Genomic DNA, 18,232 nt, shown 5'->3' with positions numbered 1-18,232 from the left:
ACGACAAGGACGGGCATGGCCAAACGACGCGGTTTTTTCGCGGAGATGCAACACCAGAACCGCCTCCGGGAACAGCGCGAACGACAGCAGCAGCGTGCCACCGCCCAAGCGCACGCGCGAGCGACGCGGGAAGCGGAACGTTCGAGGAAAGAGTGGGAACGCAACAGGGCTGCAGACGCCCGCCGCGCCGCCGCCCTCACTGCCGCGCAGATCAAAGAGCAGGCGCGCCTGCACGTCCAGGCGCGTCAGGCCGAGGTCGACCTGCTCAACGCGACCTTGGCGCAGCAGCTCGAGGACATCGACGCGATCCTCGCCGCCACGCTCGAGGTGGACGACTACGTGGATCTGGCCTCGCTGCGGCAGCCGGTGCAGCACCCGCCGTTCTCCCGCCCCGACCTGACCCAGCCCGCGCCGCCCCCCGTACCTCCGCCGTTGTCCCCGGAACCGGTCTACATCGAACCCGCCGCGCCGGTGGGCATCGGGGCCGTGCTGGGTGGCAAGAAGAAGTACGCCGCTGCCATCGAAGCGGCGCAGGCGCAGTACTGGGAACACCGCCGACAGTGGGAGCAGTACGCCAGCGAGCGCCACGCCGCGCACCAGCAGGCGGAAACCGCATACCGGGAACGCGAGACGCAGCGGTTGAACGCTCTGGCCGCCGCCCAGGCACAGTACGAGGCTGAGTGCGCGGGGCGGCGCACCGAGATCCTGGCAGCCAACGTGCGCCTCGAGAAGCTCATGACAGGCCTGCAGGACCGCGAACCCGCGGCGCTGGAGGAGTACGTGTCCATCGTGCTCGCCAACTCCGCCTATCCGGAGCGCTTCGAGGTCGAGCACGACTTCGCTTTCGACGGTGCGGCGGGGGAGCTCACTCTCACCGTGCACGTTCCGCACCCGGACGCGCTGCCAACCGAGAAGGCCTTCAAGTACACCAAGGCGAGCGACTCGATCACCAGCACTCCTCTGCCGGTCAAGGCCCGCAAGGACCGCTACGCGACGGCGGTGTGTCAGGTCGCTCTGCGCACCGCGCATGAGATCTTCGAAGCCGACCGGGACGGCATCGTGGCGACGTTGTCGATGACCGTCGGTGTGGACGCCGTCGACCCGGCAACGGGGCGGGACCACTTCGTCGAGCTGGTCCAGTTGGCCACTGACAGAGCGACCTTCGAAGCCCTCGACCTCGGCCGGGTCGACGCGAGGGCGACGCTCGACCACCTCCGGGCTGGTGTCTCCAAGAACCCGCACGACCTGGTCCCGGTCAGCAACTCCCGAGGAGTTCGAGGATGACAAAAGCCTGTATCGACGCTCGGTCCGAGAGGTGCAGGGTATGACCGACGATGCCGGCGCAGATGTCATCCGGGCACTCCGAGGCACACTGGTGGCGAAGGAACGCGAACTGCAATCCCTGCAGGACCAACTCGCGGCGGTCACTCGCGAACGCGACGAGGCCGTGCGGACCGCGTCGACACCGGCCCCCACTCCCACGCCCGCGGCCGTGTCCACGGCATCACCGGGCGTCGTCGAGACCGACGACCGCGTCGTTCTGCAGGAAGTGGGCATCTACACCTACCAACATCCCCTGCAGAACGCCGAGCAGTACCGCGAACGGCTGGCCGATGTGCGCGACCGGATCAAGCAGTCCGTGATCTCCACCGCGGCCGTCGAAGCGTCAGACATGTTCTCCTTCAACAACTCCCTCGCCAAGGGTCGCAAAATGACGGCGGATCTGTCGAAGTTGATGCTCCGCGCGTACAACGCCGAGGCGGAGAACTGCGTGCGGACCCTCAAAGCGGGCAACCTCGCCACCGCTGTCAACCGTCTGGAGAAAGCGGCCGCCACGATAGCCAAGCTCGGAGCGATGATGGAGATGCACGTCTCTAACGACTATCACCGGCTCCGGGTGACGGAACTCGAACTGACCGCGGACTACCTGATGAAGGTCCAGGAAGAGAAGCTCGCGCAACGTGAGGAGCGTGAGCGGCTACGGGAGGAACGCAAGGTCGAGCAGGAACTCGCCGCGCAGCGGGAGAAGCTCGATAAGGAGCGCTCGCACTATCAGAATGTGGCCGATTCGCTGGGGGATCGCGACGACGACGAGGCCCGGCGCGTGCGGGAAAAATTGGCGGATCTGGAGTCCGCCATTGAGCAGAACGACTACCGCCGAACCAGCATTCGAGCCGGATACGTCTACGTCATCAGCAACCAGGGCGCGTTCGGGCCGGACGTTGTAAAGATCGGCATGACCCGCCGGCTCCAGCCCATGGACCGAGTCCACGAACTCGGCAGCGCATCGGTGCCGTTTCCGTTCGACGTGCACGCGCTGTACTTCTCTGATGACGCCGTCGCCTTGGAAGCGTCACTGCACGCTGCATTTTCGGACCGCCGATTGAACCACGCGAACCTGCGGCGTGAGTACTTCTTCGCACGCCCGTCAGAGGTGCGGGCCGTTCTCGCGCAACAGGTGGGCAACTTGATGGAATACACCGAGGAGCCGGAATCAACTCAGTACTACCAGAGCCGCGGCAGATGGCCCGCAGCCACCGTTCGGTGATCAGCGGACGGATCGCGGATGGCACATCAGATCTGAGCTGACAGGTCGCATGACACCCGTCACGACGGAGTCGAGATGACGGTGCGTTAACACCTCCCTGCGCTCTTGCGGTGGCGCCGGGATCGCGGCAGTACGGGCCACGCAACCTGTGCTCCGTACAGCGTGGGCGGCATCTGCCACGGTGTTCGCGACGTCCGGCCGCGAGTTGTCCGCCGTGCGACTGCCTGTCCGGAATGCTGCACACAGCACCGACTCGACCAGGTGCACTTTCGTTTCTGCGTGACTCACCGGCTCGTCACCGTCGAATCGTTCGTCCCCTTCACCGTATCGCTGGGGTAGGGGCTTGCGGCAAGACCCCCTCCGCGCTGCACACTCTCCCGGCACAACGCCAGACGGAAGGGGACATCGATGACAGGGACCTCCGATACACCGGCACATTTCCAGGTGCACGAGTCCGGGGCGTACTTCCACGGCACTCGAGCCGACCTGCAGGCCGGGGAGCTCCTGACTGCAGGGCACAGGTCGAACTATCACCGTGAACACCTGTCGAACCACGTCTACATCACCCGGGTACTCGACGTCGCGGTCCTTGGTGCGGAGATGGCGATCGGGCAGGGCCGGCCGAGGGTCTACATCGTCGACCCGGACGGGCCCGTGGAAGACGACCCGAACGTCACCGACAAGAAGTTCCCCGGCAACCCGACCCGGTCGTACCGCACCCCGGGACCAGTCAGGGTCGTCGGGGAGATGATCGACTGGGTCGGGCATTCACCGGAGTACCTGCAGAGCTTCCGCGCTGGCCTGGACGAGTTGCGGCGACGAGGCGAGGACGTTCTGTACGACTGAGATCGCCACGTTGTGCTCAGGGCGCTCAGTCGTCGTGGTGCATGTCAGCTCGGTCCACTTCTTGCGTGGTGAGCGGCCCGTTTGCGTGCCGACCCACCGGGTACGGCTCGGGCGCGTCGAGTTCAGCAACCAGCTTGGCGTGTGACGCCCACCTGCCCGCCGCCGATCGCTGCGGGAGGTGAGCGTCCACCTCTTGCGAGCAGGCGCGGGGTCGTCCGAACGAATGAACGGCGCGCGGTGTGCACGCACCAGCAGCCACGAACGAGTCTGCTCCTGTGAACACGCTCAGAATCGGGTCGACGACGCGGTACGGTGCCGGATCAACATCGACGCCGGAGGCGCTGTGCCCGGCAGGTGAGCGCTGACAACCCCCGCCGCCACTCCTTCGATCCCGTGAGGTCGCGGACGAAGAGCCACGGTGGTTGTTGCGGCGGTCGCTGCCGACACTCATCCGGTGCGCCGCGGGTGGCCGGAGGCCCGCGTTCGGCGGCTGTCACGTAGGTGTGAAAGGCGTGTAACGACCTGTCGATGTCCGCTGCGGTGTCCTGCGGACACGGGAACGATCACAATCATGCGCAGGGACATCGGTGACAACTCCCGGGAGATGATCGAGTTCGCCTGTCGGTGGCTGCCGTACGGCGGCGGCCCAGACGAGGAGATACTCGTGACCTTCGGCATGCCTGCCTACCAGTTCTATGACCGGCTCGCCCGCATCCTCGACGGCGACGACCCGTCGGTGACCGAGATGCTGACCGAACCACACGCGACCACGCTGCGCGCACTCTGCCGAACTCGTTCGCGAACGCGGCGCACTCAGTCGGTCGGACAATGACCGGCCGAGGACACCGCGACAGCCCCGGTCATCTGGGGAGATCCCATGGTTGAACACGGTGATGCCCAGATGTCCGGGACGAGCGGATCCGCGCGATCGGTCACGGTCGACGTTCGAATTGTTCCGGAAGCCCCTGACTGGGACCGGACGAGCGGCGTGCGACTCGAGGTCGAGACTGCGCGCCTGGAGCACCTGAAATGCTCGTGGGGCCAAGTGAGCATCGGCGACGTCGTCGCCCGGTTCCTGTCGCCGGCACTGCAGGCAGCAATCGACGCGATTTCTCTCGGCTGCCACGCCGATCTCGGTGTCCTCCCGGGCGCACTGTCGGCGGACAGAGTCTTGGACACACGGTGTGCCACCGTGTCGATGGTGATTCCTGTGCTCATGTGGGATGCGGGCGCGACAACGGTGATGATCATCGGCGACGAGGACTCGAGCGACGTTCCGCTCGACACCGGCGCTGTACACACTTTCGTCGAGCGCGAACTGCAGACACGGGAGGGGTCGGCGCAGGCGCAGTTCCAACGTGTGGGCAGGGTGCCGCGTCCGACCGTGCCGTCGGTCATCAGCGCGGCGAGCTGACTCCACCTCGTCGTTCGGTCGCGGTCCAAAATTCCGTCGACGAGTCGATAGTTGAGAGAGATCCCGGCTGTCATGGCCGGTCGCGTGCGTGCGCGGACGGTCGTCCGCGCACGCAGATGCTTTTCACGGTCCGACGTGGAGTCGAATGTGGACGCGGTCACCGTCGTCGATGTTCTCGGGGCGCCGGAGAGCGACTTTCAGCGGTACCAGGTACACCCCACGTCTCGGTATCAGCGAGGTCTTCACCTCGCTGGCGCCGATGCCGACCCGGGCAGGGATGACGCCCCAGCCGTAGGTCAGATCACCGAGGTGCACGTGGAGGAAATCGTCGACTTCCGGGGGTGTGGACACGAAGAAGAACGGCGCGGGCCCGCGCCACTGGAACACGTCGGCGTCGAACTCCCAGTCCACGATTCTCCACCCTAGAGCCGCGCACCGGGTCCGCGGTCGCGGACGAAGGATGCGTGCGGTCCGACTACCGTCTCGTCGTCGGCAACGATCGGGTCGATCATCGCGAGGTCACTGCTTCCGCCGGTGCCGACAGTCACGGAAGAAGATGCGGAGCTCCTCGACGAGGATTTCCGGTTCCTCCATCGCGGCGAAATGACCACCGCGGTCGACGTCGGTCCACCGCTGCACGTCGTGCTCTCGTTCCTCGAACCGCCGGATGCCGATGTCGTGTGCGAGTTGCAGGAACCCGGTGGGGACACCGGACGGCTCCGGGGCCGGTCCCCACGCCGAGGTGGCGTACCCGGTGTAGGCGCTGGTGCCGGCGGTGCCGGTGAACCAGTACAGCGACACGTGATCGAGCACCCGATCGGCACCCAGCACGTCCTCCGGCAACGCGTCGATCGGCCACGTCCACGCCGCGAACTTGTCCACCATCCACGCCAATTGCCCCACAGGGGAGTCGGTCAACCCGTACGCAAGGGTCTGCGGGCGCGTCGACTGCACCGCGATGTAGCCGTACTCGGTGCGCATGAACTCCCCGACTCGGGCCAGCCGGTCCTTCTCCAGGTCGGTCAGTGCGCTCAGCGTGGCGTCGTCGACGGACTCCGGTGCCGTGAATGTCTGCGAGCCGTTGATGTGCACGCCCACCACCCGGTCGGGTGCGTTCCGTGCGACCGCGGGGGAGACGGCGGCGCCGATGTCGCCGCCCTGCACCGCGAACCGGTCGTACCCCAGCTAGGTCATCAAGCTCACCCACGCCGCTGCGATGCGGTCGGTGTCCCACGGTTCGGGTGTGGGGCCGGAGAGGGTGAACCCGGGCAGTGAGGGGACGACGACGTCGAAGGAGTCGGCGGGGTCGGCCGGATCGGTGAGCGCGTCGATGATGTCGAGGAACTCGAACACCGACCCGGGCCACCCGTGCGTGAGGATCAGCGGCAGGGCGCCGGGGTGCGGGGATCGGACGTGGACGAAGTGGATGCGTGTGCCGTCGATGCTGGTGGTGAACTGCGGGAACGCGTTCAGGCGCGTTTCGCGGGCCCGCCAGTCGTAGTCGGTTCGCCACAGGCCGGCGAGATGCTTCAAATAGTGCACCGGCACACCGGTCTCCCAGGAGTCACCGGGAAGCGGCGCCGGCCACCGCGTGTGCTCCAACCGACTGTGGAGGAGGTCGATCTCGTGCTGGGGAACGTGGAGTACGAACGGTTCGATGCTCATACCTGCGAGCCTGGCAGCGATCGAGGACAGTCGCAGTCCGCAGCCGCCGGCGGAGACCCGTTCCGTCCCGGCAGTTCCGCCGACCTTCCTCGACGAATCGCTGGCGTCGCTGGATGCCGCAGTCCGGGGCGACCGGTGACGCCCCCGCTGAGTCTCCTGGATCCGCTCCTCGGCCGGTGGCGAAGCTCAGGCACCGTGCTGGACAGTCACGGGAGACCTGACGGTGAGGTATCGGGTACGGACACGTACTCCATACTGCCTGGCGAACAATGGATCACCCACGACGTCGATGTCGTCGTGGGCGCGCAGCACACCCTGGTTCGCGAAGTCATCGGCGGATCGCACCCCGGCGGGGGTTGGCTCATGTGTGCCTTCGACGACTCCGCCGAACCCGGGTTCATGCGGCTGTCGATGCACGACTCCGAACTGGTCCTTCCGGAGGAAGGCGGCATTCGTAGCTGGTTCCACATCAGAGCCGGCCCCGACCGCATGACAGCCCGTTGGGAACGGTCCGGCGGCAACAGCTGGACAACGTGTTGGCGATGCGATTCGACAGACTCCATTGACCACGGCGAAACAACCGACAACGCTACAGCGGCGTGGACGGTTGCTCTCTCGACGCCGCTCGACGGACCGACCATTCGGTGACGGCGACGAGCGAGACGATGACGAGCGGGCCCGTGATGTTGGTGACGATCACCGCTAGAGTTATGGGTGCTGTCAGCGCGATGCTCGCGCTCACGCACGCCTCGACGGCCAGTGCGGCTGCCCACACGACTGTCAGTCGACGGTGGATGGAGTACAGGACCGGACTTCGTTCGACGGTCTCTTCGAACCCCTCTGCATCGCCGGACAGGTCGCGCCGAATGCGTTCGATCAACGGCTTCCTCGACAGCAGGGATGCACCTGCCACCACCGCGATGGCCAGGGTGATGGCGCTGTCCTTGACGAGGATCACTCGAGCATCGCCGGTCACCCATGCCAACGCGAGCGACAACCCGAACCGCAGCAACACCAACGCGCCGAGAGCGTTGATTCGACGCGTTCGACTCCACTCGGCGGCGAGGACGAGCACCGCCACACCCGCGCACCCCGTCAGCGCCCACACCGGATCCGCGCCGATCGCGATGAGGACAAAGTACGCCCCGATCGGCATTCCGACGTTCTGCGCAACGCCGACCAGGATCCGGGAGAGTCGATTCGACGGTGCCGTCGCGGACGTCACGGGTCACCGCTTCCGTGTTCCATGGCGCGCTCCAGCCGGTCGAGCAGCTCTCCCAGAACGGCCGTGTCCTCTGGCCTCAGTCCGGTGGTCGTCGCCGAGTCGAAGCTGCCGAGGTCCGCCCGAGCGCGAGCGAGCAGTTCGCTTCCGCGGTCTGTCAGGGTGATCACGGCGCGTCGTCCTCGGCCGGTGGCGGTGCGTGAGAGGTACGCCGCGTCTGTCAGTGCGTCGACCATTCCGGTCATCGTCTGCGGTCGAACACCGAGTGCGCGTGCGAGATCCGCTGACGAGAGGTCGTCGCCGTCGGCCACCGCCGACAGGACCCCGAACTGAGGTCCGGTGATGCCGTGGGCGTCGAAGACGGCGGTGAACTGCCGTCGCACCACGTGCGAGGTCCGGACCAACCGCCACAACACCCCAGCACCCGACCCACCAACACGAGATTCCACGTCCGCCGATTCCCCGGTGCCGGGCTCCGTCATCGCGACCACTTCGGTGCCGCCACCAACGACCGGATCTGCGCCACCACCGGCAGAGCGGTGGAGAGCAGGATCGTCCCAGCGATGGTGTCGGACCGTGTGATCCACTTGGCCGGCGCCATGGATTCGCGGACCGCGTCCGCGCCGCGCGTTGAGAGCCGGTCGTGGTACTCACCCAGCGAGGTGGCGCCGGCACCCCGTGAGATCACCTCGGCGAGGTCGGTCGCATCGACGATCGCCGTCGACGCGGATCGGCCACCGGTGGGGGGCATCGCGTGCACGGCATCGCCGAGGGCGGTCACCCTCTCATCCGTCCACGGCACCATCCGCGGGGATGGGTCGGCGGCGCGGAAGACGTAGTTCCCCAGTGTGCGTGGGTCGGTCTTACCGACGATTTTGCGCACCCACGGGCTCCACCCACCCAACAACCGGTCGACACCGGTCAGGGGCATCGGGCCGGAACCGACGGTGGACGCTGCCCGCTCGGTGGCGATTAGTCCCCAGATCAACGACGCTGGTTCGATGATCGGCTCGACCGTTTCCCCCGTCGAGCGGTGGAATCGACGTGGGCAGTGCAGAGTGAGAAACAGTCCCGTACCGCGCGGACCGACAGCGAGCACCGGTCCGTGCCGGAGAATCGGCGGGGGCGCCTCGAGCATCGACGCCATCGGCACCGTGCCTGCACATCCGCGCAGATCGACAGGACTGGACATCGCTCGTCCGGCTGCTTGTTCGGCGATCACCGACCGGGCACCGTCGGCCGCCACGATCAGGTCGCCGCTGATGCGTTCGCCGGTGTCGGTCACGACATCGACTCCGACGTCGGTGCTCTCGTACCCCACCACCGTTGTGGCCGTCCGCAATCGGTTCGCGAGACCACGAGCGAGCAGCGTGCGGAGGGCGACCCGACCGATCATCAGGTGCTCGCTCCGGTCGCCGTTGGTGACGGTGGCGACCACGCGCAGTCGGCGATCGGTGACGTGCATTCGCTCGAACGACTCCGGTGGCGCCGATGAGGCGTCCAGTGCGGCGAAGATGCTGCTGGGCAGGTTGGATCGCAACGCGCGGTAGGCATGGGTGTTGATGTGCAACCGGTAGCCACCGGTGCGTGAGATCTCCAGATCCCGGTCGAGCACCACCACCTCGATGCCGCGGCCGACCAGAGCCTGCGCGAGAGTCAGCCCGCCGATCCCGGCGCCCACCACGATGACCTTCATGACACCAGCTTAGTATCAGGGTGCTGATACTGACAATGTGCGACGTGTGCGGGGTACCGACACGTTCGGAGCATGGTCGGACGCGCCCGCGGGCCCACGCCCGCTTGCACCGCGGACGTTGTCCGGTCAGTTCTCGCGGGCTGCGCGCGTGTCGGCGTGGCCGATCTCCGCTCGCAGTGCCGCGTACTCGGAGGCTGCGCAGCTGGTCGGGGTCGATGGCGGTTTTGCCGAGGTCCGGGGAGCTATCGGCCGATCGTCACCGTCGTCTCGGCTGCGATGACGATCGCCAGGACTACGAAGACACTGCCGGCGATGTAGTGCAGGGCGGTGGCGCCGCGGGGAGCGTGGCTGAACCGCGACTGGAGACCCCCCGCAATCACCCCGATGCCGCCGTACAGGACGACCTCGCTCGAGATGTTCACCGCACTCAGCATTGTGAACTGCGCGAGAATGTTCCGTGCTTCACCGACGAACCCGGGGAGTACCGCGAGGAAGAAGAGCATGATCTTCGGGTTGGTCACTGTGACCAGTACACCGCGCGTGTACCACCGGCCGGCAGTGACGGCGCTGGGCTCTGGGGCGTCCCGCGCGCGGCGCACCGTGGTCACGCCCAACCACAACAGATACCCCGCACCGAACAGCGTGACGGCGTCGAGCAGATGTGGGTGGTCGCGGGCGAGCGTTCCCACCCCCAGGACGACGGCAGTCGCGTACAGCGCCATTCCGGTTCCGATTCCCAGGATCGCGCGGACAGCCGCCCGACGACCACCTTCGAGACCCACCGCGATCATGTACGCCATGTCCGGGCCCGGTGGCAAAAGAAACAGCACGATCACTGCCACGTACCCAGGGAGGACCGCGACGTCGACCGTCATACCGCTTCGGCCCCCGTGCCGATGCACACGAGCGCGGGCCGACGACCACGCCTGATCTCGGCACCGCAGCAACTGCTGCCGGCGGGCGCCCCATCGGCATCGAGACTGGCGCGGCGCGGAGCACTGTCGGTCTCGGTCGACGTCATGGATCGATCGTGCGCCGTCGCGGACCGCGCTGACAGTGGCGATAATGACTACATGCGCTCGGAAACTGCCAGCCCGGATGTTCGATCGACGCACGTCGCCGTCCTGGCGTACGACGGACTGTCGATGTTCGAGTTCGCGGTAGCAGTCGAGATCTTCGGGCCCCATGAAGTGCCGCAACTCGGAGGAGACTGGTACGCGATGTCGGTGTGCGGCGACACCGCCCACGTGAGAATGGACAACGGTCTCTCGATGCAGGTTCCGCGCCGACTCGAAGCCGTCTCCCGAGCCGGTACCGTCATCGTCCCACCGTGCGCCGACGCATCGACGGTGCCGGAAAGCGTCCTGTCCGCGCTTCGGCATGCACACCAGCGCGGTGCCCGGATCGTCTCGCTGTGCACCGGAGCCTTTGTGCTCGCCCGCGCCGGACTGCTCGACGGTCGCCGAGCCGTCACCCACTGGGCAGACTGCGACGCTTTCGCCGAGGCGTATCCGGCGGTCACCGTCGATCCGTCCGTGTTGTACGTCGACGAGGGCGACGTCCTGACCTCGGCGGGCAGCGCCGCGAGCATCGACCTGTGCCTGCACATCGTGCGACTCGATCACGGAGCGGACATGGCCGGTCGACTCGCACGGTCACTGGTGGTGCAACCGCACCGCCGCGGTGGACAAGCCCAGTTCATCGAGACACCGATGCCCGTCACCGGCAACGTCGACCCGGTGGCGACCACGATGACATGGATGCTCGAACACCTCGATGAGCCGATGACCGTCGCGAGCCTCGCCCGCCGAGCCCACACGAGCCCACGCAGCTTCATGCGGCACTTCGCCGCCACCACCGGATCCACACCACATCAATGGCTGCAACGCCAACGCATCCACCTGGCCCAACGACTACTCGAGACCAGCGACGCGAGCGTCGAGGTCGTGGCCCAGAAGTGCGGACTGGGGACCGCTACCAACCTGCGCAAGCACTTCCGACGTCATCTCGGAACAAGCCCGAGCCTGTACCGAGACACGTTCTCGCGAAGCGGTGATCGACCCGGAACGCCGGCATGACGACCATGCAGTCCCTTGCCGTGCTGGACGCGGGGACCGCCGCCGTCGACCGAGCCCTGTACGCGGCGAAGTCGTACGGCCGGAACCAGACCGCGTACGCCACCACGGCACCGGTCGCCTGATTCACGACCGAGAGTCCCTGACCTCTCGCCGCACCGCGCCGCGTGCATCAGGGAGCATCACCGATGCCGACCGTGTCGGACCCCGGCGGCACGATGAGGTCCATGCGCATTCGCACCCTCGCCGGACCGCCCCTGCCGCACGAGCTCGTCGTCGACACCGTGCGTGCGATCGTGTTGTCCGACAGCAACGCCGGCCACTGTGTTCGCGCGTCCACCGCGTCGCCGTGTCTGCAGAACAGCGGTGCAGTCGACACGGAACCGACGAGATCAATCGGACTCGCCGGAGATCATCCGGCAACGAGTACGTGCCCAACGCACGCCGAGCTCCCGGTACCAACGGGAAGTCGAACGTGCTCTCATCCGATTCACCGAGTTGCCGAACACTTCGCCACATGGCACGCGTGACGACGAGCTTGCACATTCTCTTCGCCGCGTCTGTCTGTTCGTCAGCAGTCGGGGTTTGAGAGACCATAGGCGGGCTGCGGTCGCCTACGGTCCCGGCGGGCAGTACTCAACGAGGCAACAGGTCGAGTTGTCTGTCCTGCACAGCTTCGCGAATGGCCTGCATTACCGGCCCAGCTGCCGGACGGCGGAATCGACGCGAGGCCAACCATGCTGTGTACTCGGGGACTATCCGCACGTCGGGATACATCACGCGCCTCAACGACGGCTCGCGGTCCGCGACGAAGGCCGGAAGGAGGCCGATGCCGGCCCCACAGACGGTGGCCAAGAGTTGGGCGTGCACACTCGTCGACGCGAAGGCCACTTGCCGGGCAGTCGTCAATTCCGTGATGACCACCAGATCCTCCACGCGCAGGAGGCCTTCGATGTAATAGATGAGTGAGTGCGACTTGAGATCTTCAGTCGACGAGGGAAGTCCGTGCTGAGCAATGTAATCCACCGATGCATAGAGACCCAAGGAGTACTTGGTCAGTGACTCGGCGCCCACCCTCCCCAACACCGGTTCACCAATCCCGATCTCGATGTCGGCACCGGAGTTGTAGGGATTGAGGCGGGTTTGGGTGACGATTTCGACCTGCAGTTCCGGGTTGATCGTGTGCAGGTCTGCCAGGATGGGCGTCACCACATAGGCGCCGAATGCCTCCGTTGTGGCCACGCGCACCAGACCCGACAGTGCGCGGTCCGTAGCTCCGCCGCGCGCGTATTCCCGCACTTCTACCAATGCAGACTCGATCTGCTCGCTCGGCCCCAAAATGCTGACGCCCAGATCTGTGAGCTCACACCCCTGCGCGGTCCGCGCGATTACAGGTGCGTTCATCTCCCGCTCCAAGACATCTATACGCCTCGACACCGTCGTGTGGTTCAGTCCCAGGGCCGCGCCTGCCGCGGCGAGTGAGCCGCACCTTGCGACTTCGAGAAGCACCAACAGATCGTCCGCGCGCACGGCTACTCCTCCCGCAGCTGTGCGTCTGCGCACAACCGATGCTCGTGATTGACCCTACCGCTAAACATGTCGCGCCCGTCACACTTGATGCAGGTTGCGTGACCGGACAACATTCACCCATCTAAGGACACTGCATGACAACGGTATGTTGGCTCGGTCTGGGGCACATGGGCCTACCCATGGCCTCCCACTTGTCGTCCCGTGGCTATGAGGTGCGCGGCTTCGATCCCAGCGCCGATGCTCTCGACGCTGCGCGCGCTGCAAGCATCACACCCTGCGCGTCACCCGCTGAGGCGGCGCACGCCGCCGATGCCGTCTTTACCATGCTGCCCACCTACGCACATGTCGACCATGTGTTGTCGCAGCCGGGACTACTCGAATCAACCGCGCCCGATGCATTGGTGGTCGATTGTTCGACCATCAGCGGAACAGATGCACGAAACCTCGGTGCACTGGTCGCGCCCACCGGTCGGCAGTTCCTCGATGCACCCGTATCAGGTGGCACACCCGGTGCGCACGCGGGAACTCTTACTTTCATGGTCGGCGGCCCGGGCGACGCCGTTACGCGGCTGACCCCTTACCTGCAAGCAATGGGATCACGAACCTTCCACGTCGGCGAGACAGGCTGCGGGCAAAGCGCCAAGACCGTCAACAACATGATGCTTGCGATGAACATGGCCAGTGTCGCCGAGGCCGCGGCTCTCGGAGCCGAACTCGGACTTGATCACAATACCCTCGTGGACATCGTCAAGGTGTCCTCCGGCGACAGCTGGGTCTTGCGTAATTTTTATCCCGTCCCCGGAGTGGTCGACAACGCACCCGCCAACAACGACTTCGAGCCAGGTTTCACCGTCAACCTCATGCGCAAAGATGTCGGCCTCGCACTGGCCTCTGCGGATGACCACGGAGTAGACCTCGGCATGACGACCGAGGTGGCCCGCCGACTGGACAGGCTGATCGAATCCGGCCGCGGAGGGAAAGACTTCTCCGTCCTGGTCCAGCTCGCGTCGAACTACACACACGCTGAGGTGCTCTCGTGAGCGGATCCCCGGATTCAGCGCCAGTAGCCATCGAACGGCCTGCCCCAGTACCGATGCGGTATTTCCGCAATGTCGTTGCGGCATCCATGGCAGGCACCGTCGCAGAATGGCGGGTACGTCGCATACCCGTTGATGAATACGGGGCAGACCGCGCTGATCCTCGCCGCGTCGATTCTCGGGTTGGTCGTCCACGCCACCATATACGCCATCCAGCCCGCGATCTTGCTGAAATGTCTCCAACCAACATGCGTTATTTCGGTGCCTCAATGGGCATCAGGTGGCCACCATCATCGCCGGTTCATTCGCCCCGTGATTGCCACCGCACTGCTCCGCAGCTACGGCTCGTGGGTCCCCATCGCCGTACTGGTCCATCGCATCGGTCGTGTCCATCGTCGCTGATCTTCATGCGCGAGACCAAGGGAAAGTTGCTCTAGGCGGTCGACGCGATAACCGGCCTCATCAACGACAGTACTAGCTCAGCGGCAAAACATTCCGCTGCCTCATCTGGTTCCGCACCAATCAAGTAGAAGGAGAACCACAATTATGCGTACCATCCCCCATTGGATCAACGGCAAGCCCGTCGAGACCGGCGTTGAGCAGCTTCCCGTGCTCGACCCCGCAACCGACACCCCCATCGCCCAGGTTTGGATGGCAGATTCTGTCCTGGTCGAAGCCGTCGTCGACGCCGCCGAGGCAGCGGCCGAGTCGTGGGCCGAAACCTCCATGTCCAAGCGCGCTCACGTACTGTTCCGCTTCCGTGACCTGTTGCTCGCCAACAGATCCGAACTAGCAGCGCTGATCACCTCCGAGCACGGTAAAACTCTCGACGACGCGACGGGGGAGATCAGCAGAGCCGTCGAGTCGGTCGAGCTTGCCTGCGGCGGACCGGCCCTTGCGCACGGATCGACCTCGTTGCAGTCGGGACCGAACATCGACACTCGATCGATGATGCATCCCCTCGGTGTCTGCGTCGGCATCACACCGTTCAACTTCCCCGCCATGATGGGGCTCATGATGGTCTCCGTCGCCCTCGCCGCCGGCAACACCTTCGTCTGGAAGCCCAGTGAGCAGGACCCCGGCACAGCTGTCCGCATCGCCGAGCTACTGCAGGAAGCGGGACTTCCCGACGGCGTACTCAATGTCGTCCACGGACAGCAGGATACCGTCACACAGTTGCTCGACGATCCCCGCACGCAAGCAGCGTCGTTCGTGGGCTCGAGCGATGTTGCGCATTCCATCTACAAACGTGCCGCGCAGTCGGGCATGCGCTGCCAGGCGTTCGGTGGGGCAAAAAATCACATGGTCGTGATGCCCGATGCCGACCTCGACACGGTGGCCGACCAACTCGCATCCTCCGCGTTCGGCGCCGCGGGACAGCGGTGCATGGCAATCTCCGTCGCCGTCGTGGTGGGAGATGTATACGACGATCTTCTCGCGCGGCTCGTCCCGCGTGCTCATGCTGTGAAAATGAACGCCGGTGTCGTCCCAGAGACCGAAGTCGGCCCCGTCGTCAGCCGCCGCGCGCAACAGCGCATTCAAGAACTGGTGCGAGTGGGAATCGCCGACGGTGCCACATCACCCGTCGACCGCAGCACCGAAGAAGTGCCCGGTTACGAGAACGGCTACTTCGTCGGACCCACCATCCTCGCGGGCCTACCGACCACCTCGGAGGCATACCAACAAGAGATTTTCGGACCGGTGCTCGTCCTTCTCAACGTCGACACGCTCGACGAGGCGATCGGCCTGATCCGAAGCCACCGCTACGGAAACGGAGCCTCCATCTTCACCAACAACGGTGCCGCAGCGAACCAGTTCACCAATCAGGCCACCGCGGGCATGGTCGGCATAAATGTCGCCATCCCGGTCCCCGTCGCCACCTACGCAGTGCAGGGATGGAAGAACTCCGCATACGGCGATACAGGTCTGAACAATGCGTCCTGGAGTTTCTACACCCGCCCGAAATACATCACCTCGCGGTGGGAGACCAGCGCCGGCATGGACTTCGGCTTCCGTCCCAACTGATATACACCCGACTCCAACACCATTGACAATCCAGCGAGGTCATCACAGTGCATGCGGTTCTGCTCACCCAGATCGACGGGGTCACCACCCCCTTGTTGTCCACGATCGACAAGTCTGAGCTCGTGGCGGGGAGCGTCCGCGTCTCGGTTCGCGCCGCGTCGGTCAATCGCGCAGATCTGCTGATCCGCGCTGGAACACATACCCCCGCGGCGGGAGGTGTTGGTGGCGCCCCTGCTGTGGCCGGTCTCGACGCGTGCGGCGACGTCACCGAGGTCGCACCGGACGTGACCGGCATTGCCGTCGGAGATCGGGTGATGGCGATGGTGCCCGGTGGCCTCGCCGAGGAAGTGGTGGTCCCGGCCGCTGCCCTGGTGCCGGTGCCGAGCGCGTGGTCCTACGCCGAGGGAGCCGCCGCGGTGGTGGCATTGATGACTGAGCACAATGCCCTCGTCACTGCGGGGCGACTCCACGCCGGTGACAGTGTGCTCGTCCACGCAGCGGCGGCCGGTGTTGCTACTCAGGCGATTTCGCTCGCCAAGGTGTTAGGAGCCGGGCGCGTGTACGGCACAGCCCGGTCGAGCCTTCACCGAGAGGCGTTGGAACGACTCGGAGTCGACGAGCTGATCAACGTCACCGAGACCGATTTCGCCGATCGGACCGACGAGTTGACCGGTGGGCGGGGAATCGACGTGGTGCTGGACCATGTTGGCGGTCCGTATCTCGGGCAGAACCTGCGGGCGGCTGCAATCGGTGGCCGGATCGTCGGTGTGGGCCGGCTGGGCGGCTCCGTCGGATCGCTCGACATGGAGGAGCTCGCCCGCAAACGCGTCGAACTCATCGGAGTAACGTTCCGAACGCGTACCGACGCAGACAAATTCGCCATCGTCGGCGAACTACGCACGATCGACCTCGACGAACACGCCGACGCGCTTCGCCCCGTGGTGCACGGAATCTACCCGTGGCACGAGGTTGTCGATGTCCAGGACCAGCTTGCCGACAACAAGCACTTCGGCAAACTGGTTTTGGAAGTGCGGTAAACCGGTGGGGCGGTGAGACACAATCGTCGCCACCCCACCGGTTTACCCAACAACTCACTGATCAAGTATCCGGAACCGCCCACAACAAAAGGACAGGCCGTGCGGGCAGCCCACCTCATTAACCACATCGGGCCCGACGGCGTACAGATCGTCGATACCGCCGAACCCGGTGCTTCCGAGGGGAAAGTGGTCGTCGACATCCATGCCGCCGGCGTCTCTTTCCCCGACCTCTTGCAGACGCGCGCTGGTTACCAGCTGGTTCGGCCACTACCAGCGGTTCTCGGATTGGAAGGAGCCGGCGTCGTTCGCCACGCGCCCCGGGGTTGCGCACTCACACCGGGGCAACGGGTCGCGGTTTTCAGTGACGCCGGAACGTGGCAGCAAACCGTCGCGGTGGAACCCGCCTCTGTGTTCCCTCTGCCCGACGAGCTGTCGATGACTGCGGCGGCGGGAATGTTACTCAACTTCCTCACCGTTCATTTCGCGCTGACGAACCGTTCGCAGCCACCGCCGGGAGGGATCATTCTGGTGCACGGCGCAGCCGGCGGCATCGGGACCGCTGCTCTCCGAATCGCCCCGGCACTCGGACTCGACACGATCGCCGTCGTCAGTACTTCTGCCAAAGCAACCGCCGCACGGGGTCACGGAGCCACCCACGTGGTCGACGCGGCAGACTTCAAGAACCGGACGCTCGACATCACCGACGGCAGCGGAGTCGATGTTGCGCTCGACCCGGTGGGGGGCGATCGCTTTCTCGACACCCTGCGCAGCCTCGCCGTCGGTGGTCAAGCTGTAATTCTGGGTTTCACCGCCGGCGAGATACCGTCCGTCAAGGTCAATCGCTTACTACTGAAGAACATTTCGGTTACGGGGGCAGGATGGGCCGAATACATCCGTGTGCGACCTTCGTACCCGCAAGAGCAGTGGTCCGACATCGCCGCGATGGTTCGGTCCGGCCGATTGAAAGTCCCCGAACCGGCCACTGTCTCGCTCGACCACGCAGCACTGGCCCTGCGCGCACTCGACGACCGAACCGCCCACGGCAAATCAGTACTCACTCTGCGGTGACAACCTTGCTCACTTGATTGCGGCTTTGATCGAACGGCACATGCAATCTGCTACCACGATGGAGTTCCT

Annotated in this window: 21 protein-coding genes; 12 read left to right on the top strand and 9 right to left on the bottom strand. The window is 65.4% G+C overall.

The genetic code is table 11. The features are described from left to right. Positions 1-15: 15 nt before the first annotated feature. The 5 genes from OHB23_RS01175 to OHB23_RS01155 all read left to right on the top strand — a co-directional run bounded on the left by OHB23_RS01175 (position 16) and on the right by OHB23_RS01155 (position 4,808). Positions 16-1,284, top strand: coding sequence for a hypothetical protein (locus OHB23_RS01175; protein ID WP_328810655.1), 1,269 nt, complete (start codon positions 16-18; stop codon positions 1,282-1,284). A gap of 40 nt (positions 1,285-1,324) precedes the next feature. Next, positions 1,325-2,548 carry a DUF4041 domain-containing protein gene (locus OHB23_RS01170; RefSeq protein WP_328810654.1) on the top strand — a complete coding sequence of 408 codons (1,224 nt, stop codon included), beginning with the start codon at positions 1,325-1,327 and terminating at the stop codon, positions 2,546-2,548. 408 nt (positions 2,549-2,956) lie between these two features. Next, positions 2,957-3,394: an NAD(+)--rifampin ADP-ribosyltransferase gene (arr, locus tag OHB23_RS01165; RefSeq protein WP_328810653.1), complete on the top strand. Its 438-nt coding sequence runs from the start codon at positions 2,957-2,959 to the stop codon at positions 3,392-3,394. A gap of 571 nt (positions 3,395-3,965) precedes the next feature. Continuing rightward, the gene (locus tag OHB23_RS01160) at positions 3,966-4,226 is read left to right on the top strand and encodes a DUF3263 domain-containing protein (RefSeq protein WP_328810652.1); all 261 of its coding nucleotides are present in this window, start codon (positions 3,966-3,968) and stop codon (positions 4,224-4,226) included. A gap of 45 nt (positions 4,227-4,271) precedes the next feature. Continuing rightward, positions 4,272-4,808 carry a hypothetical protein gene (locus OHB23_RS01155; RefSeq protein ID WP_328810651.1) on the top strand — a complete coding sequence of 179 codons (537 nt, stop codon included), beginning with the start codon at positions 4,272-4,274 and terminating at the stop codon, positions 4,806-4,808. A 123-nt stretch (positions 4,809-4,931) separates the two neighbouring features. Here OHB23_RS01155 and OHB23_RS01150 read toward each other — a convergent pair whose 3' ends face one another. From OHB23_RS01150 to OHB23_RS01140, 3 genes are all read right to left on the bottom strand, one after another. Next, positions 4,932-5,219, bottom strand: coding sequence for a DUF1905 domain-containing protein (locus OHB23_RS01150; RefSeq protein WP_328810650.1), 288 nt, complete (start codon positions 5,217-5,219; stop codon positions 4,932-4,934). Positions 5,220-5,327: 108 nt separating this feature from the next. After that, positions 5,328-5,972: a hypothetical protein gene (locus OHB23_RS01145; RefSeq protein ID WP_328810649.1), complete on the bottom strand. Its 645-nt coding sequence runs from the start codon at positions 5,970-5,972 to the stop codon at positions 5,328-5,330. A gap of 21 nt (positions 5,973-5,993) precedes the next feature. Beyond that, the gene (locus OHB23_RS01140) at positions 5,994-6,473 is read right to left on the bottom strand and encodes an epoxide hydrolase family protein (protein ID WP_328810648.1); all 480 of its coding nucleotides are present in this window, start codon (positions 6,471-6,473) and stop codon (positions 5,994-5,996) included. On the opposite strand from OHB23_RS01140, the gene OHB23_RS01135 reads away from it, so the two are divergent. Then, on the top strand, positions 6,466-6,612 hold the full coding sequence (locus OHB23_RS01135) for a hypothetical protein (RefSeq protein ID WP_328810647.1): 147 nt from the start codon (positions 6,466-6,468) through the stop codon (positions 6,610-6,612). The genes OHB23_RS01140 and OHB23_RS01135 overlap by 8 nt on opposite strands. Positions 6,613-7,062: 450 nt before the next feature. Here OHB23_RS01135 and OHB23_RS01130 read toward each other — a convergent pair whose 3' ends face one another. The 4 genes from OHB23_RS01130 to OHB23_RS01115 all read right to left on the bottom strand — a co-directional run bounded on the left by OHB23_RS01130 (position 7,063) and on the right by OHB23_RS01115 (position 10,266). Continuing rightward, positions 7,063-7,698: a VC0807 family protein gene (locus OHB23_RS01130; protein WP_328810645.1), complete on the bottom strand. Its 636-nt coding sequence runs from the start codon at positions 7,696-7,698 to the stop codon at positions 7,063-7,065. After that, positions 7,695-8,177 carry a MarR family winged helix-turn-helix transcriptional regulator gene (locus OHB23_RS01125; protein WP_328810643.1) on the bottom strand — a complete coding sequence of 161 codons (483 nt, stop codon included), beginning with the start codon at positions 8,175-8,177 and terminating at the stop codon, positions 7,695-7,697. Before OHB23_RS01125 ends, OHB23_RS01130 begins: the two co-directional genes overlap by 4 nt. Continuing rightward, complete coding sequence (locus OHB23_RS01120) at positions 8,174-9,391, bottom strand: FAD-dependent oxidoreductase (protein ID WP_328810642.1); 1,218 nt, start codon at positions 9,389-9,391, stop codon at positions 8,174-8,176. Before OHB23_RS01120 ends, OHB23_RS01125 begins: the two co-directional genes overlap by 4 nt. A gap of 242 nt (positions 9,392-9,633) precedes the next feature. Beyond that, positions 9,634-10,266: a LysE family translocator gene (locus OHB23_RS01115; protein ID WP_328810641.1), complete on the bottom strand. Its 633-nt coding sequence runs from the start codon at positions 10,264-10,266 to the stop codon at positions 9,634-9,636. A gap of 198 nt (positions 10,267-10,464) precedes the next feature. Between OHB23_RS01115 and OHB23_RS01110 the strand changes: the two genes are divergently transcribed. Continuing rightward, the gene (locus OHB23_RS01110; RefSeq protein ID WP_328810640.1) at positions 10,465-11,469 is read left to right on the top strand and encodes a helix-turn-helix domain-containing protein; all 1,005 of its coding nucleotides are present in this window, start codon (positions 10,465-10,467) and stop codon (positions 11,467-11,469) included. Then, the gene (locus OHB23_RS01105) at positions 11,466-11,591 is read left to right on the top strand and encodes a hypothetical protein (protein WP_328810639.1); all 126 of its coding nucleotides are present in this window, start codon (positions 11,466-11,468) and stop codon (positions 11,589-11,591) included. The genes OHB23_RS01110 and OHB23_RS01105 overlap by 4 nt, the downstream gene beginning before the upstream one ends. Before the next feature lie 47 nt (positions 11,592-11,638). Here the strand turns inward: OHB23_RS01105 and OHB23_RS01100 are convergent, their stop codons facing one another. Both OHB23_RS01100 and OHB23_RS01095 read right to left on the bottom strand, forming a co-directional pair. Further along, positions 11,639-11,845 (bottom strand): hypothetical protein, encoded by a 207-nt coding sequence (locus tag OHB23_RS01100; protein WP_328810638.1) that lies wholly within the window; start codon positions 11,843-11,845, stop codon positions 11,639-11,641. Between the two features lie 257 nt (positions 11,846-12,102). After that, positions 12,103-12,996: a LysR family transcriptional regulator gene (locus tag OHB23_RS01095; protein ID WP_328810637.1), complete on the bottom strand. Its 894-nt coding sequence runs from the start codon at positions 12,994-12,996 to the stop codon at positions 12,103-12,105. Positions 12,997-13,130: 134 nt separating this feature from the next. Here OHB23_RS01095 and mmsB point away from each other — a divergent pair, with 134 nt between their 5' ends. The 4 genes from mmsB (at position 13,131) to OHB23_RS01070 (ending at position 18,163) form a co-directional block, all read left to right on the top strand. After that, entirely contained in the window at positions 13,131-14,036 is a 906-nt protein-coding gene (mmsB, locus tag OHB23_RS01090) for a 3-hydroxyisobutyrate dehydrogenase (RefSeq protein WP_328810636.1), read from the top strand. Positions 14,037-14,579: 543 nt separating this feature from the next. Further along, positions 14,580-16,058 carry a CoA-acylating methylmalonate-semialdehyde dehydrogenase gene (locus tag OHB23_RS01085; RefSeq protein ID WP_328810635.1) on the top strand — a complete coding sequence of 493 codons (1,479 nt, stop codon included), beginning with the start codon at positions 14,580-14,582 and terminating at the stop codon, positions 16,056-16,058. 47 nt (positions 16,059-16,105) lie between these two features. Next, positions 16,106-17,095: a zinc-binding dehydrogenase gene (locus OHB23_RS01075; protein WP_442973007.1), complete on the top strand. Its 990-nt coding sequence runs from the start codon at positions 16,106-16,108 to the stop codon at positions 17,093-17,095. Between the two features lie 99 nt (positions 17,096-17,194). Then, a complete protein-coding gene (locus OHB23_RS01070) occupies positions 17,195-18,163 on the top strand; it encodes an NADPH:quinone oxidoreductase family protein (protein ID WP_328810634.1) in 969 nt (322 codons plus the stop codon). The last annotated feature ends 69 nt before the right edge of the window (positions 18,164-18,232 follow it).

It is taken from the genome of Rhodococcus sp. NBC_00294 (genome assembly GCF_036163995.1).
Taxonomy (GTDB): Bacteria; Actinomycetota; Actinomycetes; order Mycobacteriales; family Mycobacteriaceae; genus Rhodococcoides.
The sequence above is the reverse complement of the archived record's forward strand: the minus strand, read 5'-3'. Positions and strand labels throughout refer to the sequence as shown.